The sequence below is a fragment of the Caballeronia glebae genome (assembly GCF_001545035.1).
GTDB classification, from domain to species: Bacteria; Pseudomonadota; Gammaproteobacteria; order Burkholderiales; family Burkholderiaceae; genus Caballeronia; species Caballeronia glebae.
The window spans coordinates 30791-55322 of record NZ_FCOJ02000012.1 but is presented as its reverse complement, the minus strand read 5'-3'; the positions used below and the strand labels follow the sequence as shown (position 1 = coordinate 55322).

The following is a 24532-nucleotide window of genomic DNA, read 5'->3' as shown; positions in this document are numbered from 1 at the left end:
AGAGCATGGCTGGATGCGTCATTGACTGTCGCGGGCGTTGGCGTCGTAGTGCTCGCGCGCGTCGTCGAGCGGGATGCGCACGCCGCGCCACACGACGCTCGATCCGAACGATGCGGCGAGCCATTGCAGGCACATCAGCACGTCGCGTAGCGGAATGAGCGGCAGGTCGCGGCAGAACGAGCGCCACGAGCGTGCGCTTCGTTTATGCAGCAGGAGCCGCGCCGAGAGGCCGAGCGACGTGCTCAGATCGACGATCATATCCGCGACGCCTTGCGCGGCGTCCGTTCCGTGCTCGAAGCCGAGTCCGAGCAACGCGCTCATCAGAAGCCACGGCGTGGTGAACGTGAGGCACAGCCACGCGAAGCCGAGCGGGTTGATCGAGCGGATCGTGCGCAGCCAGCGCGTTTCGCGGCTCCAGAGCGACGCGAGATCGTGCTCGATCACATCGGTGGCGACGACCACGTCGGAGAGCACCGTGCGCAGGCCGAGCGCGCGAACGTGTTCCGCGAGCCAGTAATCGTCCGCGAGACAATCGCGCACCGCTTCGAAACCGCCCGACTTCACGAGCGTGTCGCGCCTGAGCGCGAGCGTCGCGCCGAAGCCGAAGCGCCGCTGGCCGATGGCATTGCTCACGTGTACCGAAGGCGCAAACCATTCGTCGATGAACAGCGCGCCGATGCGCGACCAGAAGCCGCCCACGCGCCGCGCGCGATACAGACACGTGACGACGCCCACGTTCGCATCGGCGAGCGGCTCGGTCACGCGCACGAGATAGTCCGGCTCGACGGCGATATCGCTGTCCGCGATCACGATGAGATCGTGCTTCGCGCGCGCGGCGAGGTTGATCAGGTTGCCGACCTTGCGATTGCTGCCGTGCGCGGCGCCGTCGATCACGAGTTCGATGTCGCGCTTCGGATACGCGTGCGCGAGCCGCTCGACGACGCGCGCCGCGGGGTCCGACGCGCTCGCCACGCCGAACAACAATTGATATGACGGATGCGTCTGCCTACAGAAGGTTTCGAGATTCGAGTAAAGGCGCGGCTCGATGCCGCAAAGCGGCTTCAGCACGCTAATAGGTCCGGACACGTTGCCGCCGCGCCGCGCATGCGCCGTCCCGCGAAGGCCGGGAAAGAGCAGCGCCGCGAGCGTCGCGTGACAGGTCGCGGCGCAACACAGCGCAATGACGAGCCACATGAACAACGGCACCGAGTGTTCGGTCATGAGCGCTTCGTCCGCATGCGTGTCGAGAATTCGAAGCCTGCCTTCACAAGCCTTAAGACACGCTTAGGTAAGCGAACGAATGCACAATGAAATGCGCATGAAAGGGATGTGTATTGCCAGGCTAAGCGCGTGCTGAAGGCAAAAAAAACCCGGCTGATAGGCCGGGCGAATGAGATCGGGCGCGATTCCGAGGTCACGCCCGACCGCGTGGCACTCTGCAGGACGCCGTTGCGGGCACACACGCATGCGCGGCGCTCGACCGCGACCCGGCGGGATGAAGCTCGACATGAAGTTGCACGAGCCAGTCGCCCGGACAGGTTCCGTCGATCACGAACTTGTCCGCGGCCCAGGCGATGCGCCTTGCCGCCCTGGCCGCATCGAATTCGGCCTTCGCGACGCGCCGCACGACGAACACGATGCCCGCCGCGCTCGCGAGCGCCGCGACACGCGCCGTGGTGCTTTCGAACGCGTTCACGTGGCCCGTGAACGCGCAGACGGCGAGCCCCGCCGCATCCGACGCGGCGACGCACAATGCGATCAGCACTGCGTTCGCACGCAGGGAAACGAGAGTGGACGCTCGCATCGGCATCTCCGGGCCGCACGGCCGCGAATCGGCGCGCTGGACGGTATAGTGCGTGGGCGAAGCTTATGCCACGCTTAAGCCCCTCGCGCGCGAGCCGATAACAGGGACATAATGCGCGCCGCGCGAAGCTTAAGTAACGCTTAAGCATGCGGGCAGGAGAATCGGCGGCGACGTTTTCAAGCCTGGAGAAAGTGCATGCGCCTGTTATTGGTGGAGGACGACGAGATGATCGCGGAGACCGTGCTCGCCGCGTTGCGCCGCGCAGGTTACACCGTGGATTGGGCGCAGGACGGACGCGCCGCGGAGCTTTCGCTCGGCAACGGCGTGTACGACCTCGTGCTGCTGGACCTGAACCTGCCCAAACGCGACGGCTTCGACGTGCTCGCCACCTATCGCAAGAACGGCGGAAACGCGCCCGTGATGATCCTGACCGCGCGCGACGCCGTCGACGACCGCATTCGCGGGCTCGACGCCGGCGCGGACGATTACCTCATGAAGCCCTTCGATCTCGACGAACTCGCGGCCCGTGTACGCGCATTGCTGAGACGCCGCACGGGGCACAAGCATCCCGTCTATTCGCACGGCGAGCTGTCGCTCGATCCCGCCGCGCACGAGGCGACCAAGGGCGGTGTCGCGCTCAATCTCGTGCCGCGCGAATTCGCGCTGCTGCAGGCGCTGATCGAAGAGCCGTCGCGCGTGTTTCGCCGCCCGGAACTCGAAGAGAAACTGTACGGCTGGGGTGAGGAAGTCGGCAGCAACGCGATCGAAGTCCACGTGCACAGCTTGCGGCGCAAGATCGGCGCGGAAGAAATCGTGACCGTGCGCGGCGTCGGCTATCGATTGAAGAGGATCGGATGACATCGATTCGCCGATGGCTGCTCGGATGGCTCATCTGCGGCCTCGGCATCGCGTGCCTGGCCGCGGGCATCGGCATATTCAACGCGGCGCGCATCGAAGCGGGCGAGCTGTTCGATTACGAGCTGCGCACCGTCGCGCTCTCGCTGCCGCATAACATCACGGCGGACGACGTCGCGCAGGGCCGCAGTCCCGAACTGCACGGCATCGCGGACGACAGGCTCGTCATCGACATCTGGGATTTGACGGGACGTCTCATTTATCACTCGCCGCACGAGCCCGCGTTGCCGCGCTTTGGCGAAGGTTTCAAATCGGCGGAACGGGAAGGTTTTCGTTGGCGCGCGTTCGGCATCGCGCAGCCGGACCGCTTCGTGCAGGTCGCGCAGCCTTATTTCATTCGCGACGATCTCGCCATGTCGCTCGCCCTGCGCACGATCTGGCCGCTCGCCTTGCTGATTCCGGCGATCGTCGTGATCGTGCTTCTGGTCGTCGCGCGTGGGCTTTCGCCGGTGCGCTGGTTGTCGAAATCGCTCGTCGAGCGCTCGCCGGAATCGCTCGAATCCATTACCTTCGACAAGCCGATGCCCGTCGAACTACGTCCTCTCGTCGACGCGTTGAACGATCTGCTCGCGCGTCTGGGCGAAGCATCGCAGGCGCAGCGCACGTTCGTCGCGGATGCGGCGCACGAGTTGCGCACGCCGCTCACCGCGCTCAAGCTGCAAATCCAGGGTGCGATCGGCGATGGCTCGCTGCAAGTCGATGCCGCGACGATCGCCAGAATCGACGGCCGATTGAATCGCCTCATTCATCTCGCGCAGCAACTGCTCAGCATGGCGCGCGAAGACGCCGCGCGTGAAGCGGCCATCGCGCCGATGAGCCTGCGCATGCTCTGCGAAATCCGCGTGAGCGATTTCTCGCTGCTGGCCGAAGCACGATCGATCGACCTCGGTCTCGAACTCGAACACGCGCTGGACGATCACGATGCGTTCACGATCATGGGCGACACGCACGCGCTCGCCGTGCTCGTGAACAACCTGCTCGACAACGCGATTCGTCACACGCCGCACGGCGGCCGCGTCGACGTCACCTTGCGCCGCGAACCGGAAGGCATCGCGCTGACCGTGCTCGACTCCGGCACCGGTATTGCGCAAAGCGAGATCGAGCGGGTGTGCGACCGCTTCTATCGATGCGTCGGCACGACGGGACATGGCAGCGGGCTAGGGCTCGCGATTGCGCTGCGCGTCGCGCAAAGGCATCACGCGACGCTCGAAGTCGCGAATCGCGATGACGCGAGCGGGCTGATCGTGTCGGTGCGCGGCCTGCGCCCGGTTGCATCGGCGTCGCATGCGAACGATATCGTCAGCGGAATGCATGCCTGAATGAAAACGCAAGAAGCGGGGCGTCGTGCGGTTGCCGCGCGCCGAAGCTTGCTGATTCATCCTTTCATGGCGGGCCTATCATGAAGACGCTCGTTCTTGCATGTGCTTGTCTCGCGTGGACTTGCGCCGCGCTCGCGACAGAAGCGCCCGCTGCGGCATCATCCGCCGCATCCGAGCCGAAGACTTTGAAGGAACGCCTCGGCGACAAGGCGAGCGACGATCAACGCGTGAACAATTGCCACGTGCCGGTGGACCGGCGTGGCGCGAAGGTTCGTCCCGACAAGTGCATGCCCTGAAGCGTGCGCGATTGTGGTACCTTTTAGCGAGTGAACCATTTGGTACAAATTCAAGGAGCCCGCCTTGTCATCCACTCAAGTTTCGTCCGTCCTGCGCCTCGGCATTCTCGGTGGCGCGAACATCGCCAGACAATTCACGCGTGACGTGAGGCCGAGCGAGCGCGTGCGCGTCGTTGCGGTCGCGAGCCGCAGCGACGAGAACGCAAAGACCTTCGCAGAAGCGAACGGCATCGAAACGTGGTTCGGCAGCTATGACGCGCTGCTCGCGAGCCCGGACATCGACGCGGTCTACATTCCGCTGCCGAACAGCCTGCATGCCGAATGGGCGATCAAGGCCGCGGACCACGGCAAGCACATCCTGTGCGAGAAGCCGCTCGCGCTCGATCGCGACGAAGCCGCGCGCATGTTCGAGGCCGCCGATCGCAACGGCGTGCTGCTGCTCGAAGCGTTTCCGTACTACTTCCAGCCGCAGACCGCCGCGATGATGGCGTTGATCGGCGAAGGCGCGATCGGCGAGGTGCGCGCGATCCAGGCGAACTTTGGCTTCACGGTCGGCAATCCCGGCGCGAATATCCGCATGAAGCCCGAGCTGGGCGGTGGCGCGCTGCTCGATGCGGGCAGCTATCCGCTGAGTCTCATTCGTCTCGTGATGGGATGCGCGCCGCAACGCGTCGATGCGGTCGCGACGTGGGCGGGCAGCAATGTCGACATCAGCCTCATGGCGACGCTCATTTACGCCGATGGCCGCCGCGCGCAAGTCTCGTGCTCGATGGATGCGGCGAATCACCGGCACGCGACGATCATCGGCACGCAGGGCACCATCGACACCGAGTATCTCAATCACACGAGCGCACAGACGGCGGGCGACGAGTTCGGCTATTTGCCGAGCCAGATGCGCGTGCGTCGCGGCATTCCGAACTCGGTGCCGTTCGAGCCGATCGCGTCCGAAGCGGGCAGCGGCTTCTTTTTCGCGGCGGAAAGCTTCGCGCGCATGGTCGCCGCGCACGACGCCGCCGCCATCGAGTACTACGCGCAAGTGAGTCTCGACAATGCCGCGACGCTCGCGGCGATCATCGAAAGCGCGCGCGGCGAGAAGCCCGTCACGCTCTGATCGTCGAACGCGATTCACGCGCCGCGCTCGCGTGAATCGCGATCAACGCTTGACGATCACGACTTCCATGTACTCGCTCGGCACCACGAGCGAAGACGCTCCCGCTACGTTGCAGCGTTCGAGCAGGCCGGTGATCTCGCGTTCGAGATCCGGCTGCTTCGCGGGATCGAGCGCCGCGAACGCGCGATGCACGGGTCCGTAAAAATCGCGGAACACCTGTAGCCAGTGGGCGGACGATTCATAACGCATGTTGAAGTACTTGCGTATGCAACGAATGTCGGCCGCTTCGGCGCCGAAGAGCGCGACGAGATGCGGCTCGGTGCCCCACAATGCGGGCGATTGCAGCCCGGCGGGCGGCGGCACGTAAGCGCCGATGATCTTGAACAACTGGCCGATGAAACCCTCGGGCGTCCAGTTCGCCATGCCGATGCGTCCGCCGCGCTTCGCCACGCGCAGCATCTCGCTCGCGGGACGCGTGTGATCCGGCGTGAACATCGCGCCGTAGGTGGACAGCACGACATCGAAGCTGCCGTCGTCGAAGGGCAGGTTCTCCGCATCGGCGACCTTGAAGTCGACCGCGAGCCCTTCGGCTTGCGCGCGCGCACGGCCCTTTTCCAGCAGCGCGGGCACGTAATCGGTCGATGTCACGTGGGCGAAGCGGCGCGCGGCGGCGAGCGTCGCATTGCCGTTGCCGGCGGCGACATCGAGCACGCGCTCGCCGGCGCGCACATCGATCGCTTCGGCAAGCATCTCGCCGACGATCTGCAACGTCGTGCCGATTACCGCGAAGTCGCCGCTCGCCCAGGTGGCTTGCTGCCGGGCCTTGATCGCGGCGAAATCGGGTTGCGCTTCGGTCTGCTCGCCGCAGACCGCGGATGTATTCAACGCATGCATGGTTTCCTCTCCAGATTCGGATGACGTGTCGAGCATCGCCCTGATAGCGGGCAGGTGCAGTATCCCGTTACCATCGCTTCGACGCCTGCCCGCGAGTCGCCGCGAATTGTCCGTTCGTCCGCTTCGTCGTCGCGCTGCGTCGCGGCGATGCTTGCGATTTGCGGGAGCCACATGAGCCACGACATTCTTTCCGATGTGCTGCGCACCGTGCGTCTGCGCGGCGCGCTCTTCTTTCACGTGAGCGGCAATCGAAGCTGGGCGGCCGAAGCGCCGCCCGCGAGCGATATCGCGAGCATCGTCATGCCGGAGTGCGAACACGTGATGGAGTATCACGTCGTGACGCGCGGCAGTTGCTGGGGCGCGATCGTCGGCGAAGCGCCGGTGCGTCTCGCAAGCGGCGACATCATCGTGTTTCCGCACGGAGATGCGCATGTGATCTCCAGCGCGCCCGGCATTCGCGCGGAAATCGACGTAGCTGCCTGGTCGGCGAAGATCGATCAGTTGCCCTTCACGCTGACCTACGACGCGGTCGAGGCGCGCAACAATCCAAGCCCGGACGATGCCTACGAAACAATGTTGGTATGCGGTTTTCTCGGCTGCGATCTGCGTCCGTTCAATCCGCTCATCGCGACATTGCCGCGCCTGCTGCATCTCAAGGAGACGGGCGCGCAGGGCTGGATTAATCACTTCATGCAACAGGCCGTCGTCGAATCGCGTCACAAGAGGCCGGGCGGCGAGGCCATGCTCGAACGCATGAGCGAAATGATGTTCGTCGATGCCGTGCGCCGTTACGTCGACGTGCTGCCCGATGAAAGCCGCGGCTGGCTCGCGGGCCTGCGCGATCGTTTCGTCGGGCGCGCGCTCGCCGTCATGCACGATGCGCCCGCGCACGAATGGACCGTCGAAGAACTGGGCGAGCGCGTGGGCCTCTCGCGTTCGGCGCTGCACGAGCGTTTCGTCGAGATCGTCGGCTTGCCGCCGATGCAATATCTCGTCAACTGGCGCATGCAGGTCGCGGCCGGACTGCTACGCAATACGAACTCGACCATCGCAGGCGTCGCGCAGGACGTCGGCTACGCATCCGAAGCCGCGTTCATTCGCGCATTCAAGCGTCTCGTCGGCAAGCCGCCCGCAACGTGGCGTCGCGAGAAAAGCCGCGTGGAAGCCGCGACGCACACGCAGAAAGTCAATTCGGATTGACGTCGGCCGATTCTCTGACTAGAGTCAGAGAAATGAACCCGACCGACATCAACCAGATTCGCAGCTTCAATCGCACCGTTGCCGAGGGCATCGGCGCGCTCAACGATCGTTTTCTCGGGCGCGGCCGTCCAATGGGCGAATCGCGGCTCGTCTGGGAGATCGGCGCGCAGGGCGTCGATCTTCGCGTGCTGCGCGAGCGCCTCGGTCTCGACTCGGGCTACTTGAGCCGCACGCTCGCGGCGCTGGAGCGGCAGGGCCTCGTGGCGGTCGAGGCCCATCCCGACGACCGCCGTGTGCGCCGCGCTAGTCTGACCGAAGCGGGCCGCGCCGAACGCGCCGAACTCGAACGGTTGTCGGACGCCGTCGCGGGCGGCATGCTCGCACCGTTGAACGACGCGCAGCGCCAAAGGCTGATCGCGGCGATGGCCGAAGTCGAGCGCTTGCTGCAACCTTCGCTGATACGCTTCGCGATCGAAGATCCGACGAGCGCCGATGCGCAATGGTGCATCGATCAATACTTCGCGGAGCTGAACGCGCGCTTCGAAGCGGGCTTCGATCCGTCGGTCAGCCTGTCCGCCGATGCGCGCGAACTGACCGCGCCGCGCGGCGCGCTGATCGTGGCGAGACTGCGGGGCGCGGCGATAGGCTGCGTCGCGCTCAAGTTCCACGGCGCATTGCCGGCCGAGTTGAAAAGAATGTGGGTGAGCGCCGACGCTCGCGGACTGGGCGTCGGACGTCGGCTGCTCGAAGAGGCCGAAGCGCACGCATTGCAAAGCGGAGCGAAAGTCCTGCGTCTTGAGACGAACAAGGCGCTCGCGGAGGCGATCGGCCTGTATCGGCGATCGGGATATGTCGAAGTCGCCGCGTTCAGTGACGAGGCTTATGCGGATCACTGGTTCGAGAAAGCATTGCGTTGACGCGTGACTTCAGTGCGTTCCCGTCAACGCGATGACGAAATCGAGGAACGCGCGTGTCTTCGCCGGCGGATGATGCCGCGACGGATAAAACGCATACAGAGGAAAGCGCTCGTCGGGCCAGTCGGGGAAGAGGTCGATCAGCTTGCCATCGGCGAGAAGATGTTCGTGACCGAGCAGAAGAATCTGCCCGATGCCATGGCCCGAGAGCAGCGTGCCCAGCATCGTGCCGGGATCGTTGAGCGTGAGACGGCCGCGCGTCTCCACGGTGATGCGCTTCTTCTTGCGATGAAATTCCCATACGAACGGCCGCCCCGTTTCGGGATCGCGAAACTCGATGCACGTGTGCGCGTCTTGCGCGAGCGCCTGCGGCGTCGCGGGCTTGCCGCGTCGCCTGATATACGACGGCGCGGCGACGGTTCGCACCGGCGTGTCGAGCAGCTTGCGCGCGACGAGGCTCGAATCGCGCGGCTTGCCGAAACGCACGGCGAGATCGAAGCCGTCCGCGATCATGTCGCCGAGACGATCGCTCGTGATGAGTTCGAGTTGCAGATCGGGATGCGCCTTCAGGAACGCGTCGAGCTTCGGGCCGAGCAGGAGCCGCGAGAAGATCGGATCGAGGTTCACGCGCAGACGGCCGCGCACCGCCGTCGCGCCCTCGGATGCCGTGGCAGCCGCTTCCTCCAGACCCGCGAGATGCGGCATCACATGTTCGAAGAAACGCCGGCCGTCGTCGGTGAGCGAGACGCTGCGCGTCGTGCGATCGAAGAGACGGATTTTCAGGCGCGCTTCGAGACGCGCGATCGCACGGCTCACGCCGGGCTGCGACATGCCGAGCCGGTCGCCCGCCGCGGCGAACGTGCCCGCATCGACGATCGCCGCGAACACGCTGATGCCGTTGAGGATACGTTCGTTGAATCCGGCCATTCATGCCTCCGCGTCATGGATCAAGAGGCATTCATGTTATCGCGGCGCGGCGCTTATAACGCGCGAATGCAGCGCGCAAAAAAAACGGGCCCCGAAGGGCCCGGCGAATCACTCCAACACGGTCATCTTATGCGTGGTGCGCCTTGGCGACCTTGTCCACGGAGATCGAGTCGGCGCGCATGCGCTCGTACTCTTGCTCGCTCATCGGCACGGCGTCCTTCTTGCCCAGATCGTTCAGGCGGATTCGATACGTCTCACGCGCCGAGTAGGCCGCGATCGCCGCGATGACCGTCACGCCGAAGGCAATGGCGCCGACCGTCAGCGGAATGTTGTTCGATCCCGGAGGCGCGACCGCTGCGAAGAGCGCGGGCAGCAGCGCGGTGATCGTGGTGCCGATGTTCTGCGCAATCGCCATCGCCGAAACACGCGAGCGGGTCGGGAACAGTTCCGGATAGAAGCTCGGGAAGATCGCGTTGTAGCCCTGATACACGACGCCCCACATCAAGAGCGACATCAGGAATGCGAGCGGCACGCTGTGGATGCTGATCGCATAGAGGTACGCGAACGCCAGCACGCCGGAGATCAGCGAGCCGCCGATCATCATCGGGCGACGGCCGATCTTGTCCGACAGATTGCCGACGAACGGAATCACCAGCACCGCGACGATGTTGCCGACCACCGGAATCCACAGATACACGCTCTTGTGAAAGCCGATGCCATACGAAGACTGCACCGCATATGCCGCACCGAAGATCGTCGCGACGACGGGGATCACGTTCATCAGCGCCATGCAGACGACGCGGATCATGTCGGGCGTGCTGTTGGCGAACGCTTCCTTGATCGGCGACTTCGGCAGATCGCCGTGCGATTCCTCGGACGTGAACGCCGGCGTTTCGTGCACTTCCTTACGGATGATGTAGCCCGCGACCAGCACGAACGCCGACAGCAGGAACGGCACACGCCAGCCCCACGAGTTGAACATGTCTTCCGGCATGAACGTGGCGAGCGGCAGGAACACGGCGGCGGCGAGAATCTGGCCGGCCTGCACGCCCTGCAGCGTGAAGCTCGCGTAGTAACCGCGACGTCCGAACGGCGCGTGCTCCAGAATCATCGAGCTGGCGCCCGAGATTTCACCCGCCACCGCGAAGCCCTGAACCAGGCGCAGCACGACGAGCAATGCCGGTGCGAGCATGCCGACGCTGTGATACGTCGGCAGCAGGCCGACGGCCATCGTCGAGAAACCCATGAGGAACATGCAGATGAGCAGCACGTTCTTGCGGCCGTGCGTGTCGCCCAGATGGCCGAGCACGAACGCGCCGATCGGACGCGCCACGTAACCCACGCCATACGTCGCGAGCGACGCGATGATCGCCACCTTCGGATTGCCCGACGGGAAGAACAACTGCGGGAAAATGAGTGCGGCGGCTTGGGCGTAAATGAAGAAGTCGTAATACTCCAGCGCCGAGCCGATCCAGCCGCTCGCGGTCGCTTTCTTCGCCTGGCGGCCGCTGTGCGCGTCGTCCTTAGGGCTAGCCATAGAGGTGTCTCCGAACAATGGGTTTATGAAGTTGAGCCTGTGAAACTGGCCGAGCGGCGGAGCATTCGAAACGTCTGAATTGGCGTCGCTCTGAAAGTGATTGGAGAATAAAAGCGCAACCCCTTTCGATCAACGACTTGTGATAAATTTTGCGCGATTATCGCACGCGTGTGTTCGCTGATCGATCACTTTGGGGGTTAGCACTAGCAATTGGCTTTTGTGGATCGCCGAAACAGCCTGCAATCTATAACTAAACAGACATACAAGCATGACTAAACCGGAACTCGACAAGCGCGACTGGATTGCCGGACTCGAAAAGGGGCTGGCGATCCTCGAAGCCTTCGACGATCAGCACGCGCGCATGACGCCGACGCAGGCCGCGGCGCGCACGGGACTCACGCGCACGGCCGCGCGGCGTTATCTGCTGACGCTCGCGCATCTCGGCTACGTGCAGACCGACGGCAAGCTCTTCAATCTCACGCCGCGCGTGCTGCGCATGGGCTGGTCGTATTTCGAATCGGCGCGGCTGCCGCGCATCGTGCAGCCTTATTTGCAGCAGTTGAGCGCGCTAATTCACGAGTCGGTGTACGTGAGCGTGCTCGACGACTGGGACCTCGTGATCATCGCGCGCAACGGTTCGACCCGCGTGATGACCACGGGCTTCGTGCTCGGCGCGCGCGTGCCGGCCGCGCTCATGTCGGGCGGCATCGCGATGCTTGCGTACATGGACGAGGAATCGGTGCGCGGCTGGCTCGACGCGACCGAGTTCAAGCCCTTCACGCCGCTCACGATCACCGACAAGGAAAAGCTCTACGAGAAGATCCGGCAGGCGCGCGTGGACGGCTACGTATCGATCGAGCAGCAATTGCAGATGGGCGTGCGCGGTATCGCCGTGCCGATGAAGAACCGGCACGGCAAAGTGGTCGCGGCGTTGTCGGCGAACATGCCGATCGGCAAGGAGACGGCCGAGGCGGCGCTGGCCCGCGTGCTGCAGCCGTTGCAGGAGACGGCGTTGTCGATGTTGAACGTGATCTAGCCGGGCCGGAATCGCAGCAAAGGTGAGGGTTTCCGGGATCGTGTGTCGAACGCTACTTTTAGCCCTTGTTTTAAGGCATTTTCTCGATCGCCGACGGTTTAAAGGTGAAGGTTTTCGGGAGCGCTGCGCATCCGGCGATCCACCTCACTTTTCCCTAATTCCCCATCCTTAGACTCCGTTCAATGGTTGCAGCGACAAAACGCACACAACCGCATACGGACATCGACAAAAGGAAGGGGAATCGACATGAGCCAGCTCAACGCATCGGCGAACGCACGCACCGCACGCAAGGCACAACGCAGCGGCCTGTTGCTCAAGCTCTCGGCGGCGACCGTCGTCACCGCGCTTTCACTCGGGCTCGGCTCCGCGCCGGTCTATGCGCAAGCGTCGCCGATGAACGAGGACATCGCCATCCACGTGCCGCCGGTCAACATGCGCGTCTTGCACGACCAGCTCAATCTCACGCCCGATCAGGAAGTGCAATGGCAAAGCGCCCTGCAAGCGATGCAGCAGAGTCACGCCAGCGAACGCATGGACGCGGATCAGATGCAGGCGCGCATGCAGACGATGCTCCAGCAACCGGTCCTCGATCTCTCCGCATTGCACGCGATACACAAGCAGGCCGAGCAGCAGGACGCGCCGCTGGCGGATCAATCGGCGAAGGCGTGGCTCAGGCTCTATAGCGGCCTCACCGATCAGCAGAAGAAGACCTTCAGCGATGCGATGCGGCCGCAGTTCGAGAACATCGCGCATCATCCGGTGCGTCCGTACGACCCGAGAACCGGACTCTGACGCGATCAAGCGATGACGCGATGACGCGATGACGCGATGACGCTCAGGACGCGCCCGTGAAGATCGGCCCTTGTCCGCCGGGCACGAACGCGCGAGGCGCATGGTCGTCGTGCGCGCCGGACGGTACGCGCGCCGACGACGCCGGCGCCGGATCGCGCAACGTGACAGCGGTCTCGGGCGTGATCGGCACGCTCGGTTGCGCGAGCAGTTCGGTTTTGCGCATCGAGCCCGCCGACGTCCCGAAGTAATACCCGATGATGCTGATCCAAGCGGTGCCGAGCGCGCCGACCACGACGTTCACGAGATCGCGGTTCGCCTCGGGCAGCGCGCGCAACGCCATCAACAGCAGAATGCCGAAGAAGCCGGCCGTCACCGACATCGCGAGGACCTTGGGCACCCAGTCCTTGTTCGCGATGCCCATTGCGCGCGCATCGGCGCGGTCGCCCGCCGCGATGCGCGCCATGTCCGCTTCGAACGACAGGCGCGCCTGCGCCGCCGCCACCACGAGTTGTTGCAGCTGCAACGAGTTCGCGCTTTCGGCCTGACCGATCTTGTCGATCGCCGCGGGATCGTTGAGCGCGGTCTCGACGACATCCGGATCGCTCGGCGTACCGAGTGCATGCGAGATGATCGCCGCTGCCGTGCTCACGCCGAGCCCGACCGGTCCGCCGATGAGACCCGCGAGAAGAGGCGCCTTCGCGCCGATGGTTGCCGCCACTTTCGACCAGTCCATCATGCTGCTCCCAGGAGAAGATTCGTCGCCATGCGCTCGGTCCAGCCGCGGCTGAACGTCGGCCATGCATGCAAGCCCTTCAGATAACGCAATCGATACGCGATGAAGCGCAGAACGAAACGCATCGGATCGGCGGCCTTCACGGCATCGACGGTATCGGGGCCGAACTTGCCGTCTTCCTTCGCGCCCGATGCCTTCTGCATCCACAGCACGACGAGACCGCCGTTGTAATTCGCATCGAAGATCTGGAACGCGACGCGCGGATCGAATTCGTCGAGATGCAGCGGGTCCCAGTACTTCTGCTTGGCGATGCGCCTGGCGAGATCGAGCGGCAGGTCCTTCATCGCGCCCGCATAGCCGTAGCCGCGTGCGACGCGCGCCGTCACGCCCCACATCGTTTCGCCGCCCGGGTCCGCCGGGTTGAATGAGTAGCCGCCTTCGCTGCCGATCAGCGCGGTAAAGGCGTCTTCGAAGTTGTTCATGGTGATCTCCTTGGCGCCTGCGCGTGCCGCCGGAACCATCGTCGCGGCGCCGGAAGAAACGGGCCGGTGCACGAGGCGCCGACCCGGTCGCGTCAAACAGTGGCAGGCAGTCATGACGCGACGGCCAAGCCTTATGCATCGGCTATGCCAGGCAGCGCATGGAATGCGTGGAAGCCTTGTGTGGCAAGGCGCACGAAGGGCAAGGGGCAAGCGCGGAAAAAGCGAACTGTCGTGCGCAAGCCAACGCTTTTTCGGCGTGCCTGTTCGATGCGAGCCGACACGACGCCCCTCATTCGAAGCTAATTGTCCGGGCCTACGATGCAAGGCATCCGGGCGGCGCGTTCCTGATCGAAACCATCGCACTGCCTTTCATTGACGACGTTTCATCAAGGAGAAATGTCATGCGCCACTATCCATCGGACAGTCCCCGCGCCGCCGCGCGCATCGTCGTGATGTCGCTGATCGCGGACGGGCATATCGGCAGTGCGGAAATGGAAGAGCTCGAACGGCGCGGATTCTATGCGCGGCTCGGGCTTCATGCGGGCGAGTTGCATGAAGTCGTGCGCGAGGTCTGCGAGGATCTCACGCGATGTTCGTATCTCACGTGGGACGACGTGTGTCGCGTCGATCCGCATGTCGTGCAGCAACTCGCAGAAGAGATATGCGACGAGCGCGTGAGACGCGACGTGCTCACGCTCTGCGAATCGGCGGTTGTCGCGGATGGCGTCATCACCTGCACCGAAGCCGCCGTGATCGATGCGGTGAAGCGCGCGTGGCGCATGCATTGAATCGCGCGAACCTCAACCGGAGACGACATCATGCAACAACACATTCTTGTCGCAGTGGGACCGGATGGCAGCCATGCCGCGCTCGCGCTCGGCATCGCGCGGGCCCGCGAATTCAATGCGCGCCTCACGGCGCTTCACGTGGTGGACCGCGCGCCGTTCTGGGCGATATCGTCCGCGCAGTACGACTTCGGCGCGGCGCTCGCGCATGTCGACGAACTCGCGCGCGAAGTCGAAAAGCGCACGCTACAGGCGATACGCGCGTCGAGCATCAATGGCGCGTGCGTGACGATCGACCTGCCGGGCGGCACGACGCTCGCGCGCGTGATCGCGCAGGCGGCGCGCGAGTTCGATGCGGATCTCATCCTGACGGGCCGCACGAAGGCGACGCACTGGCGCTTCTGGGAAGAGCGCGTTGCCGATGCGGTGAGCCGTTACAGCAATCGCCGCGTGCTCATCGCATCGAACCGCGCGGGCCATGAAGCGCCCGTTGAAACAAAAGCGACACCGTTACGTTTTACCATCGTCGATTCGACGCAGCGCACTACTACTCCATTGCACAGTTCGAGAGGAAGCTCGCCATGCCGGATCGCATCGTCAAACCGTCCCGACGCACCTTGCTGAAGAGTCTCGTTTCCGGCACGGGGCTCGCGCTCACGGGCGCGGGTCTCGCCGATGCGCTCGCGCAAGGCGTCGCGCCCGCCGTCGTCACCGCCGACAAGTTGCGTCCGCAACTACCCGGCGGCGTGATGAGCGGCGACGTCACCGCGACGAGCGGCATCGTCTGGAGCCGCACGGACCGGCCGGCGCGCATGATCGTCGAGTACTCGACGAGCGAGAACTTCAGGACGTTTCAGCGGCGCATCGGACCGGCCGCGCTCGATGGCGGCGGCTTCACGGCGCGCGTCGATCTGACCGGTCTGCCGCCCGGCGCCGATGTGTTTTATCGCGTGCGTTTCGCCGATCTCGTCGATGGCAAGGCATACAGCGAGCCGGTGACGGGACGCTTGCGCACCGCATCGATCGATGCGAACAAGCCGGTCTGTTTCGTGTTCTCCGGCGACGAGGCGGGGCAGGGCTGGGGCATCAACGAGCGCTTCGGCGGTTATCGCATCTATGAAGCGATGCGCCGCGAAGCGCCGGACTTTTTCGTCCATCAGGGCGATCAGATCTACGCGGACAGCGTGATCGAAGCGGAAGTGAAACTGCCCGACGGCACGATGTGGACGAACATTGTCACCGAAGGCAAGTCGCATGTCGCGCAGACCCTCGACGATTATCGCGCGGCCTTCGCCTACAACCAGCTCGACAAAAACAAGCGCCGTTTCGCGGCCGAAGTGCCGTTCCTCGTGCAATGGGACGATCACGAAGTGCGCAACAACTGGTATCCGGGGCAAGTTATCGGCGAAGCGGAGAAGCGCTATCAGACGCGCGCGATCAACCTGCTCGAAGCGCGCGCGAAGCAGGCGATGTTCGAATACAACCCGTATCGCATCGATCAGCTCGATCCGGAACAGGTCTATCGCGGCTTTCAGTTCGGTCCGCTGCTCGATGTGTTCATGCTCGACGAGCGTTCGTATCGCGGCGCGAATTCTCCGAACAGGCAAACGCGTCTCGATGCGGATTCGGCGTTCCTCGGCTCGCAGCAAAGCGCGTGGCTGAAGGCTTCCTTGAAGGCGTCGCGCGCAACGTGGAAGGTGATCGCGAGCGATATGCCGATCTCGCTCGTCGTGCCCGATCTGAACCCCGACGTACCGAAGGGCACGTTCGAGGCATGGGCCAATGCGGAGAATGGCGCGCCGCTCGGCCGCGAGCTGGAACTGGCGGACATCCTGCGCTTCATCAAGCAGGAGGACATAAAAAACGTCGTGTGGATCACGGCGGACGTGCACTACGCGCAGGCGACGCACTATGATCCGTCGCGCGCGAAGTTCACGGAGTTCAAGCCGTTCTGGGAATTCGTCGGCGGTCCGATCAACGCGGGCACGTTCGGTCCGAACGATCTCGACATGACGTTCGGTCCGGAAGTGCGCTATGTGAGCGTGCCGAAGGACAATCCGCAGAACCGTTCGCCCGCGGCGCTGCAGCAGTTCTATGGCCGCGCGAAGATCGATCCCGCCAGCCGCGCGCTGACGGTCTCGCTGCACGATCTGAACGGCAAGCCGCTCTACGAAGTGAAGCTCGACAGCGAAGCCTGAGCGTCGCTTCGATCTTCACGCGCGATAGCGCTTATCCGGCGAGCTTCGCCGCCAGTTCGGCGACGTGCTTACCCTGATAGCGCGCGATATCGAGCTCGTTTTGCGACGGCTGGCGGCTGCCGTCGGGCGAGGCGAGCGTGGTCGCGCCGTAGGGCGTGCCGCCCGAAATTTCGCTCATGTTCGTGAGTCCGGCGCACGCATACGGCACGCCGACGATCACCATTCCATGATGCAGCAGCGTGTTATGGAACGATGTGATCGTGGTTTCCTGCCCGCCGTGTTGCGATGCGGTCGACGAAAACACGCTGCCGATCTTGCCGACGAGCGCGCCTTTCACCCACAGCCCGCCCGTCTGGTCGAGGAAGGTGCGCATCTGACCTGTCATGTTGCCGAAGCGCGTCGGCGTGCCGAAAATGATCGCGTCGTAATCGGCGAGTTCATCGACGGTGGCGACCGGCGCCTGTTGATCGAGCTTCACGCCGATCTTCGCGGCCTGATCGGCGGGAATCGTTTCGGGCACGCGTTTTAGCGTGACCTCCGCGCCCGCGACGCCGCGCGCGCCTTCCGCAATCGCCTGCGCCATTGTTTCTACGTGGCCGTACATCGAATAGTAGAGAACCAGAACTTTCGCCATGACGTGTCCTTGTGTGAGGTGCATCCGATTGAGATGCGCGGTTCCTTGCGCGCATTCAAAGATAGCATCGGCGAACGCTTACGCAAGGAACTGGCCTGCCCGCGCAAATCCGAAGCGTTCATGGACGCGCGCGCCTTGCTTCGGCGACACTCTCGAAAACCGAACCGGAGACCCGACCGCCATGAACGGCCACGCCTGGCTCAGCGCGAATCTGCTGATCGCTTATTCGGCCTATTTCGTCGGCACGGCGAGTCCCGGGCCGAGCAATCTCGCGATCATGTCGATTGCGAGCACGTCGGGGCGGCGCGCGGCCTTCGCGTTCGCGGCGGGCGTGATGTCCGGCTCGTTTTTCTGGGCGATGCTCGCCGCGCTCGGCCTCTCCGCCGCGCTCACGGCGTACTCGGGCTTTCTCGTCGGCGTGAAGATCTGCGGCGGGCTGTATCTGCTGTGGCTCGCGCTCAAGTCGGCTCGCGCGGCGTTGAAACCGCCGGTGCGGGCATCGTCGGCGCAGGCGCAGGATCAAAGTGGACGCCGACTCTACGCGCGCGGCGCGCTCCTGCATCTCACCAATCCGAAAGCGATTCTCGTGTGGATGTCGGTGGCGGCGCTCGGTTCGTCCGCAGGGGAAGGGCCGGGACATATGCTCGTGGTCGTCGCGGGTTGCCTGTGCATCGGCGCGTGCGTGTTCGGCGGATATGCCGCGCTCTTCTCGATGGCGTCCGCGCGACGCATCTACAAGCGCATTCAGCGCGGCCTCGATGCGTGCCTCGCGCTCGCGTTCGGCGCGGCGGGCCTGCGCTTGCTCACCTCGCGCGTGTAGCGGATTTGCCGCATCTTTCGCGGTTCGGCTTTGCATCCGGGCGATGGGCGGCTACGCTCAAACCAGACGCCCGATCAATGCCAGAACGATGCCGACCGACGATCCTCCCCGAAGCGCCCGCCCCATCCCGAACGATGTGGACGCGTTCGTCCACATCGTCCGCGACGCTTTCGCCGCGCTTGGGCGCGAACTCATCGCGATCAGGCCGACACCGGCCCGCGCGCTCTTCGCCACGCAGGCGATGCTTTCCGTCGGTCTCGCCGTCGCGCTTGCCTATGCGTTCCACCTGAGCAACATCTGGTGGGCCGCGATCAGCGGCTTCGCGGTGATGCAGTCGAAATTCTCGGCGTGCGCGCAACGGGGCGTGCATCGCGTGGTCGGCACGATCGCGGGCGCGCTGATCGGCGCCGTGGCCGGGCCCGTGATCGGCGACGTGCCGTGGCTCTTCGTGCCGCTGCTCGGCGCGATCGTCGGCATGTCGGTGTATCGCGCGCTCGTCTCCGATGCGGGTTACGCGTGGGTGCTGGGCGGCGTGACGTCGCTGATGGTGACTTTCGAGGCGCATCGGCTCGTGTCCGCGGCGGCGACGGCGTCGTTCGCGCTCTTGCGCGTCGTCGAAGTGGCGGTCGGAACGGTCGCGTGCGTGGCCGTGTCGGCGCTTTTTCACGCGGGCGTGCAGCACTATCGCAAGTCGCGCGGGGCGCGGCCGGTACCGCGCGCGCAGGCCGCATCCACGGTGGATCGTGTCGATGGCGTCAACGCGCAAACCGTCACCGTATTGCCTTCCGATGCCGCGCAGGCCGTGCAGGCGCTCGATGCGACGCACGTCGCGCGCGCCGAGCAAACCGCGCTCGCGATGCGCAAGCGTCTCGCGTGGCAAGGCGCGTGGTCGGTGATGATTCTGGCGGCGCTCGCCTATGCGTGGAATTTGCCCGGCTTCGCGCAGGCGATGGTGACGGCGGTCGCCGTGCTGATCCTGCCTGCATCGGCGCTCGGCAAGCCGACGCGGAAGCCGATCGCCGAGCGCATGATTCAGCGTTTCATCGGCTGTCTGCTGGCGGGCGCGGCGAGCCTCGCGCTGCTGCCGTTATTGGGCGACAACCCGTTCGCCTGCATGATCGCGCTGTGCGCGGGCGTGTGGATCGGCTGTCACGTGCAGACCGGAACGCAGGGCGCGAGCTATGTCGGACGACAGTTCGGCATCGCGTTCATCATGGTCTTCGTGCAGGATCACCATTGGTCGTCGGACCCAATGCCCGCGCTGATGCGGCTCGAAGGGATTCTGGCCGGGATCGTGGTGTTGTCGGCGGTGATGGCGGTGGGCGCGCTGTGGGCGGCGCGCCGGGCCCCGCGCGCCGCGATGCGGTGACGTTACGTCAGCCGCATCGCGCCGGATCGCTTCAGAGGATCAGGCCTCTTCCGCCCAGGCCAGATTTTCACGCGCCATCAACGCACTCGAAGCCGCCGGCCCGAACGTTCCCGCCGTATAACCGCGCGGACGGTCGCCCAGTTCCTTCCAGCCGTTGAGAATCGGCTCGACCCATGTCCATGCCGCTTCCAGCTCGTCGCGACGCATGAAGTGCGTGAGCCGGCCGCGAATCACGTCGATCAGCAGACGCTCGTACGCTTCCGCGCGCCGCTGCGTCATGGCCTGCTGCAGATCGAGATTGAGCGTGACCGGCTGCATGTGCATGCCGCTGCCCGGTTCCTTCGCCATCATCTGCAATTGGATGGACTCTTCCGGCTGCAGCGTGATCGTCAGGCGGTTGCCGTAATGACGCGGACCCTCGGGAATGATCGAGAACGGCAGGTCCGCGAAGTCGATGACGATCTCCGAGCGGCGATTCTGCATGCGCTTGCCGGTGCGCAGGAAAAACGGCACGTTGGCCCAGCGCCAGTTGTTGAGATGCGCGCGCAACGCCACGAACGTTTCCGCGCGGCTGTCCGCCGGCACGTTCTGCTCTTGCAGATAACCCTTCACCGCCTCGCCGCCCACCGCGCCCGCCGTGTACTGGCCGCGCACGGTGTCGCGCGCGATATCCGCGACGGTCATGGGCCGCAGCGACTTCAGCACCTTCAGCTTTTCGTCGCGCACGGCGTCCGGATCGAGCGATACCGGCGGTTCCATCGCGACGATGCACAGCAGTTGCAGCAAGTGGTTCTGCACCATGTCGCGCAACGCGCCGGTGTGATCGTAGAAGCCCGCGCGGCTGCCGACGCCCACCGTCTCCGACACTGTGATCTGCACGCTCTTGATATACGGCGCCTGCCACAGCGGGCCGAAGATCGCATTGCCGAAGCGCAGCACCATCAGGTTCTGCACGGTTTCCTTGCCGAGATAATGGTCGATACGGTAGATCTGCTCTTCCTTGAAGTGCTTGCCGACCGCGTCGTTGATAGCGCGCGCGGAAGCGAGATCGTGGCCGAGCGGCTTTTCCAGCACGACGCGCGCGTGCTCGTCGAGGATGCCCGCGCCGTCCAGGTTCTCGCAGATGGTCACGAACAGCTCGGGCGACGTCGACAGGTAAAGCACGCGTTGCGAGCCCGGACGCGCGGCTTGCGCGAGACGCTGGAAATCGCCCGGATTCTCGACATCGACGCGTACGTAGTCGAACAGCGCGAGAAATTTGTCCCACGACTGGGCATCGAACACTTTCGAGTCGATGAACGGACGCGCCTGCTCCTCCATGAAGTTCCTGAGGTAATCCTCGCGCGTCCAGTCCTTGCGGCCGATGGCGAGAATGCGCGTGTCGGCGGGCAGATTGCAGTGCGTGTGCGCCATGTAGAGCGCCGGCAGCAGCTTGCGCGCCGCCAGGTCTCCGCCGCCGCCGAAAATGATCATGTCGAGCGGGCGTTCGTTCAAGGGAGAAGTTGGATTCGTCATGGTGCTTGAGCCGATAAAGGTTCAGAAAAGCCGAAAGCGCGGCGATCGGTGCGATCGTTCGAGACAGCTATGTTGCATGTTTTGCCGGCATTTTGCACGGCAGTCGTGCTAACGGCCGTTCGATTCGACCGGCGATGGACGAAAAGTCACCGAAGGCGCGTATGTTTAGCGCGCCTCGCGCAACGATTCATTTGCGCGCAGTGTCGTCACGGCGAGGTCGAGGAACGCGCGCACCTTCTGCGTGACGTGACGTCCTTCGCGATGCACGAGATGGATAGGCAAGGGCGGCGGCTCGAAGTCGGGCAGCACGACCGCGAGACGCCCGTCGTTCAGATGCTGCGCGACCTGATACGACAAGAGCCGCGCGATGCCGAAATCGGCAAGCGCGGCGTCGATGGCCGAATCGTTGGTGGTCGTCGTCAGGCGCGGATGCGAGCGCACGAGAAACTGCCGCTCGCCATCGTGCAGACGCCATTCCTGCGGCGTCGATGCGCCCGTCGACGCAATGATGACATGCTCCGCGAGATCGTCCGGATGGCGCGGCGTGCCGTGCTTCGCGAGATAAGCGGGCGATGCGCACAGCACGCGCCGCACGCGCCCGACGTTGATCGCCTGCAACGATGAGTCCGGCAGTTGCGCAATGCGCACCGCCACGTCGATGCCTTCATCGACGAGATTCACGACGCGGTCGACGAACCAGCAACTCGCATCGGCTTCGGGGTAACGGCCAAGATAATCGAGGACGATCGGCGTGACGTGCAGGCGGCCGAACATCACGGGCGCAGTGATCGTGAGCAGGCCGCGCGGCGACGAATGCGTGCCGGTCGCGGAAAGCTCGGCGTTATCGATTTCACCGAGAATGCGGCGGCAATCCTCGAAATAACCGCTGCCGGCGTCGGTGAGACGCACGACGCGCGTCGTGCGCGTCAGAAGGCGCACGCCGAGGTGCTCTTCGAGTTCTGTCACGACGCGGCTCACGACCGACGGCGACACGTCGAGCTTGCGCGCCGCCGATGCGAAGCCACCGGTTTCGACCACCGTGACGAAGGTCGTCATTGCCTGTACTCGGTCCATAAGGAAGCACGACGCATGCAAGCGTGAAGGATGCCGTGCATTCTCGGGGATATGGGCGCGAGGCACAATAATCAGAGATCGAGCGCGAGCGTGTCTCCTTCGCCGGCGGCGGGCATCGCGCAGCAAATCAGCGCTTCATCGTCGCCGACATGGAACGCCGGCTCGCTTTCATACGACACCGCGCCCCGCACGACGCGCGTCCGGCATGTGCCGCACGTGCCGCCGCGACAGTTGAACTCGGGCGACAGACCGCTTGCTTCCGCGAGTTCCAGCAACGTGCCGCCGCCCGGCTTCCATTGCGCGCTCGCGCCCGACTTCAGGAATTCGATCTGCACCGGTTCGGTCGCTGCAGGACGCATCGGCTTCACGTCCGCGCCGCGATCGGCCGTGCGTTTCAGCGCCGATGGACCGAACGCCTCCGCATGCACGCGCGCATCGGAAACATTGAGCGCGCGCAGGCCGTCGTAGATCGACTGCATGAACGCGCCCGGCCCGCACAGATAAAAGTCGTAGTCGTTGAAGGGCAGACGGCTCGTCAACAGGTCGATGTCGATGCGCCCCGAGACGTCGTAATCGCGCTCCAGTTGCGCGCCGTTCGTGTCGCTCAGCACGCGGATCACCGTCACCGCGCCGCCCGCGCTTTGGGCGAGCGCGTCGATTTCCTGCGCGAACGCGCGGCTTGCGAGCGAATGCGCCGACACGATCATCCACACCGGCCGCACGCGGCGCTTCCTCAAGCCTTCGTAGACGATGTGCCGCAACATCGCGAGCATCGGCGTGATGCCGACGCCCGCCGCCATCAGCACGACGGGACGATGCTCGAACGGATCGATGGGGAAGTCTCCGGCGGGCGCGCGCGCCTCGATAATCCCGCCCGCTTTCAACGTGTCGTGCAGATACGCCGACACCCGCCCGTCGCGCTTCACGCTGATGCGATACACGCCGTCCGATGGCGCGACCGACAGCGTGTACGTGCGAATCCGCGGCTTCGCGTCGCCCGGCAGCGTCACGCGGATCGGCAGATGCTGGCCGGCCTTGTGCGCGACGATGCCCGCGCCATCGGCGGGTTCGAGATGAAACGAGCGGATCGCATCGCTTTCGTCGACGACCTTGCTCACGCGGAAGGCGCGCCACGCGTTTGCGAGCGCGGCGGCCTTGAGGCGCTCGGCCACTTGCGTCCAGTCGCCCGTCATCAGCGAATTGGGCGATGCGCCGTCGCCGCGCGCCTTCCACCGCAACGGCAACGCCTGCGCGCGATACAGCACGCGCCGCGGCGTGAAGCGCCACAGCCGCTCCGCGCCCTGGAACGCGGCGGCTTCGGGCGAATCGAGCAGCACTTCGGCGTCGCCCGTGAGTTGCAGCAGATCGCCCGTTTCGAAGTCCGCGAACACGAGTCCCGCGCGCCCGTTCACGAGAATGTTGCCGAGCGTGTTGAAGAAGAGATTGCCCGCGAAATCGGGAATCGTGAGCGCGCCGTCGTCCGACAGCCGCACGAAGCCCGGCTTGCCGCCGCGATGCGACACGTCCACTAGCCGATGCCCGTCCTCGCGATCGAAATACGACGCGACGAAGAACGTGTCCGCGCCTGCGATCATCGCCCGGGCACGCGGCGAAAGGGCGTCGAGCACGAGCGGCTCGACCGGCGAGGGCACGGCCGGATCGCGCACGAATTCGAAATCGCGCAACTGGATGTACTGCGGGCAATTGCCGAAGCTCTGCTCGACGGCCACATCGAATCCGAGATTCGCGCCATCGCGGTGAATCACGCCGTTCAAGCGATTGCGGCGGCGCGTGTGCATTTCGATGCCGAGCAGACCGATCGATGCGCCATCGCTCATGCCGGCATCGGCGGGATCGTGCGGATCGCGCGCGCGGCTCATCGACAAGGTTTTTGAATCGCGCGTGTGCATGAAGCCGGGATGCCCGGCGAGCAGCGTCGCCCACGGATCGCCGTGCTCGTCGACCGCGCCCGCCACGATGAACGGCAACTGCGCGAAGAACTGGCGATGTTGATCCGGCATGTAGTCGCGCACGACGCGCCGCCCGACGCCGTCCATGCGCTCATCGACACCGAAGGCTTTCTGAATAGCGATTTCGCCGCGATGCCACGGGGAAGGCGTGGCGACTTGTTTGAGATTGGCGAGCGCGGAAGTGGACATGATCGTATGCCTCTTCGA

The 24532-nt window shown here is 64.7% G+C and carries 24 protein-coding genes; 13 read left to right on the top strand and 11 right to left on the bottom strand.

Annotation, left to right across the window (positions count from 1 at the left end):
• Positions 1–18: 18 nt before the first annotated feature.
• Both hpnI and AWB82_RS10790 read right to left on the bottom strand, forming a co-directional pair.
• Positions 19–1221, bottom strand: coding sequence for a bacteriohopanetetrol glucosamine biosynthesis glycosyltransferase HpnI (hpnI, locus tag AWB82_RS10795; protein ID WP_086967127.1), 1203 nt, complete (start codon positions 1219–1221; stop codon positions 19–21).
• Between the two features lie 193 nt (positions 1222–1414).
• A complete protein-coding gene (locus AWB82_RS10790; RefSeq protein WP_086967126.1) occupies positions 1415–1804 on the bottom strand; it encodes a hypothetical protein in 390 nt (129 codons plus the stop codon).
• A gap of 195 nt (positions 1805–1999) precedes the next feature.
• On the opposite strand from AWB82_RS10790, the gene AWB82_RS10785 reads away from it, so the two are divergent.
• The 4 genes from AWB82_RS10785 to AWB82_RS10770 all read left to right on the top strand — a co-directional run bounded on the left by AWB82_RS10785 (position 2000) and on the right by AWB82_RS10770 (position 5445).
• Positions 2000–2662 carry a response regulator gene (locus tag AWB82_RS10785; protein WP_086967125.1) on the top strand — a complete coding sequence of 221 codons (663 nt, stop codon included), beginning with the start codon at positions 2000–2002 and terminating at the stop codon, positions 2660–2662.
• Positions 2659–4038 carry an ATP-binding protein gene (locus AWB82_RS10780; RefSeq protein WP_086967124.1) on the top strand — a complete coding sequence of 460 codons (1380 nt, stop codon included), beginning with the start codon at positions 2659–2661 and terminating at the stop codon, positions 4036–4038. The genes AWB82_RS10785 and AWB82_RS10780 overlap by 4 nt, the downstream gene beginning before the upstream one ends.
• An 80-nt stretch (positions 4039–4118) precedes the next feature.
• Complete coding sequence (locus tag AWB82_RS10775; RefSeq protein ID WP_086967123.1) at positions 4119–4334, top strand: hypothetical protein; 216 nt, start codon at positions 4119–4121, stop codon at positions 4332–4334.
• 64 nt (positions 4335–4398) lie between these two features.
• A complete protein-coding gene (locus AWB82_RS10770; RefSeq protein ID WP_086967122.1) occupies positions 4399–5445 on the top strand; it encodes a Gfo/Idh/MocA family protein in 1047 nt (348 codons plus the stop codon).
• 42 nt (positions 5446–5487) lie between these two features.
• On the opposite strand, the gene AWB82_RS10765 is transcribed toward AWB82_RS10770, so the two are convergent.
• The gene (locus tag AWB82_RS10765; protein ID WP_086967121.1) at positions 5488–6339 is read right to left on the bottom strand and encodes a class I SAM-dependent methyltransferase; all 852 of its coding nucleotides are present in this window, start codon (positions 6337–6339) and stop codon (positions 5488–5490) included.
• A gap of 171 nt (positions 6340–6510) precedes the next feature.
• Between AWB82_RS10765 and AWB82_RS10760 the strand changes: the two genes are divergently transcribed.
• Together AWB82_RS10760 and AWB82_RS10755 are read left to right on the top strand one after the other, a co-directional pair.
• Entirely contained in the window at positions 6511–7539 is a 1029-nt protein-coding gene (locus tag AWB82_RS10760) for an AraC family transcriptional regulator (protein ID WP_086967203.1), read from the top strand.
• Between the two features lie 32 nt (positions 7540–7571).
• Entirely contained in the window at positions 7572–8456 is an 885-nt protein-coding gene (locus AWB82_RS10755; protein ID WP_086967120.1) for a bifunctional helix-turn-helix transcriptional regulator/GNAT family N-acetyltransferase, read from the top strand.
• Positions 8457–8465: 9 nt separating this feature from the next.
• Here AWB82_RS10755 and AWB82_RS10750 read toward each other — a convergent pair whose 3' ends face one another.
• Both AWB82_RS10750 and AWB82_RS10745 read right to left on the bottom strand, forming a co-directional pair.
• Positions 8466–9380, bottom strand: a complete 915-nt coding sequence (locus AWB82_RS10750; RefSeq protein ID WP_086967119.1) for a LysR family transcriptional regulator — start codon at positions 9378–9380, stop codon at positions 8466–8468.
• A 127-nt stretch (positions 9381–9507) separates the two neighbouring features.
• Entirely contained in the window at positions 9508–10917 is a 1410-nt protein-coding gene (locus AWB82_RS10745) for an MFS transporter (protein ID WP_086967118.1), read from the bottom strand.
• Between the two features lie 268 nt (positions 10918–11185).
• Here AWB82_RS10745 and AWB82_RS10740 point away from each other — a divergent pair, with 268 nt between their 5' ends.
• Together AWB82_RS10740 and AWB82_RS10735 are read left to right on the top strand one after the other, a co-directional pair.
• Complete coding sequence (locus tag AWB82_RS10740; RefSeq protein ID WP_086967117.1) at positions 11186–11953, top strand: IclR family transcriptional regulator domain-containing protein; 768 nt, start codon at positions 11186–11188, stop codon at positions 11951–11953.
• A gap of 246 nt (positions 11954–12199) precedes the next feature.
• Positions 12200–12745: a Spy/CpxP family protein refolding chaperone gene (locus AWB82_RS10735; protein WP_086967116.1), complete on the top strand. Its 546-nt coding sequence runs from the start codon at positions 12200–12202 to the stop codon at positions 12743–12745.
• Between the two features lie 43 nt (positions 12746–12788).
• Here the strand turns inward: AWB82_RS10735 and AWB82_RS10730 are convergent, their stop codons facing one another.
• Entirely contained in the window at positions 12789–13478 is a 690-nt protein-coding gene (locus AWB82_RS10730; RefSeq protein WP_086967115.1) for a hypothetical protein, read from the bottom strand.
• Positions 13478–13960 (bottom strand): glycoside hydrolase family 108 protein, encoded by a 483-nt coding sequence (locus AWB82_RS10725; protein ID WP_086967202.1) that lies wholly within the window; start codon positions 13958–13960, stop codon positions 13478–13480. The genes AWB82_RS10730 and AWB82_RS10725 overlap by 1 nt, the downstream gene beginning before the upstream one ends.
• A 401-nt stretch (positions 13961–14361) precedes the next feature.
• Between AWB82_RS10725 and AWB82_RS10720 the strand changes: the two genes are divergently transcribed.
• Genes AWB82_RS10720 through AWB82_RS10710 form a run of 3 tightly spaced genes read left to right on the top strand, consistent with a single transcriptional unit; the run spans position 14362 to position 16943 of the window.
• Entirely contained in the window at positions 14362–14748 is a 387-nt protein-coding gene (locus tag AWB82_RS10720; RefSeq protein ID WP_086967114.1) for a tellurite resistance TerB family protein, read from the top strand.
• A 30-nt stretch (positions 14749–14778) separates the two neighbouring features.
• On the top strand, positions 14779–15369 hold the full coding sequence (locus AWB82_RS10715) for a universal stress protein (protein ID WP_086967113.1): 591 nt from the start codon (positions 14779–14781) through the stop codon (positions 15367–15369).
• Positions 15327–16943 carry an alkaline phosphatase D family protein gene (locus AWB82_RS10710; RefSeq protein ID WP_086967112.1) on the top strand — a complete coding sequence of 539 codons (1617 nt, stop codon included), beginning with the start codon at positions 15327–15329 and terminating at the stop codon, positions 16941–16943. The genes AWB82_RS10715 and AWB82_RS10710 overlap by 43 nt, the downstream gene beginning before the upstream one ends.
• A gap of 31 nt (positions 16944–16974) precedes the next feature.
• Here the strand turns inward: AWB82_RS10710 and wrbA are convergent, their stop codons facing one another.
• Positions 16975–17577: an NAD(P)H:quinone oxidoreductase gene (gene wrbA / locus AWB82_RS10705; RefSeq protein WP_086967111.1), complete on the bottom strand. Its 603-nt coding sequence runs from the start codon at positions 17575–17577 to the stop codon at positions 16975–16977.
• Between the two features lie 181 nt (positions 17578–17758).
• On the opposite strand from wrbA, the gene AWB82_RS10700 reads away from it, so the two are divergent.
• Positions 17759–18397 carry a LysE family translocator gene (locus tag AWB82_RS10700; protein ID WP_086967110.1) on the top strand — a complete coding sequence of 213 codons (639 nt, stop codon included), beginning with the start codon at positions 17759–17761 and terminating at the stop codon, positions 18395–18397.
• An 88-nt stretch (positions 18398–18485) separates the two neighbouring features.
• Positions 18486–19766: an FUSC family protein gene (locus tag AWB82_RS10695; RefSeq protein ID WP_086967109.1), complete on the top strand. Its 1281-nt coding sequence runs from the start codon at positions 18486–18488 to the stop codon at positions 19764–19766.
• 39 nt (positions 19767–19805) lie between these two features.
• Here AWB82_RS10695 and zwf read toward each other — a convergent pair whose 3' ends face one another.
• From zwf to AWB82_RS10680, 3 genes are all read right to left on the bottom strand, one after another.
• On the bottom strand, positions 19806–21281 hold the full coding sequence (gene zwf / locus AWB82_RS10690; RefSeq protein ID WP_086967108.1) for a glucose-6-phosphate dehydrogenase: 1476 nt from the start codon (positions 21279–21281) through the stop codon (positions 19806–19808).
• Positions 21282–21446: 165 nt separating this feature from the next.
• Entirely contained in the window at positions 21447–22355 is a 909-nt protein-coding gene (locus tag AWB82_RS10685) for a LysR family transcriptional regulator (protein ID WP_086967107.1), read from the bottom strand.
• Between the two features lie 71 nt (positions 22356–22426).
• Complete coding sequence (locus AWB82_RS10680; protein WP_086967106.1) at positions 22427–24514, bottom strand: 2Fe-2S iron-sulfur cluster-binding protein; 2088 nt, start codon at positions 24512–24514, stop codon at positions 22427–22429.
• Positions 24515–24532: the final 18 nt, after the last annotated feature.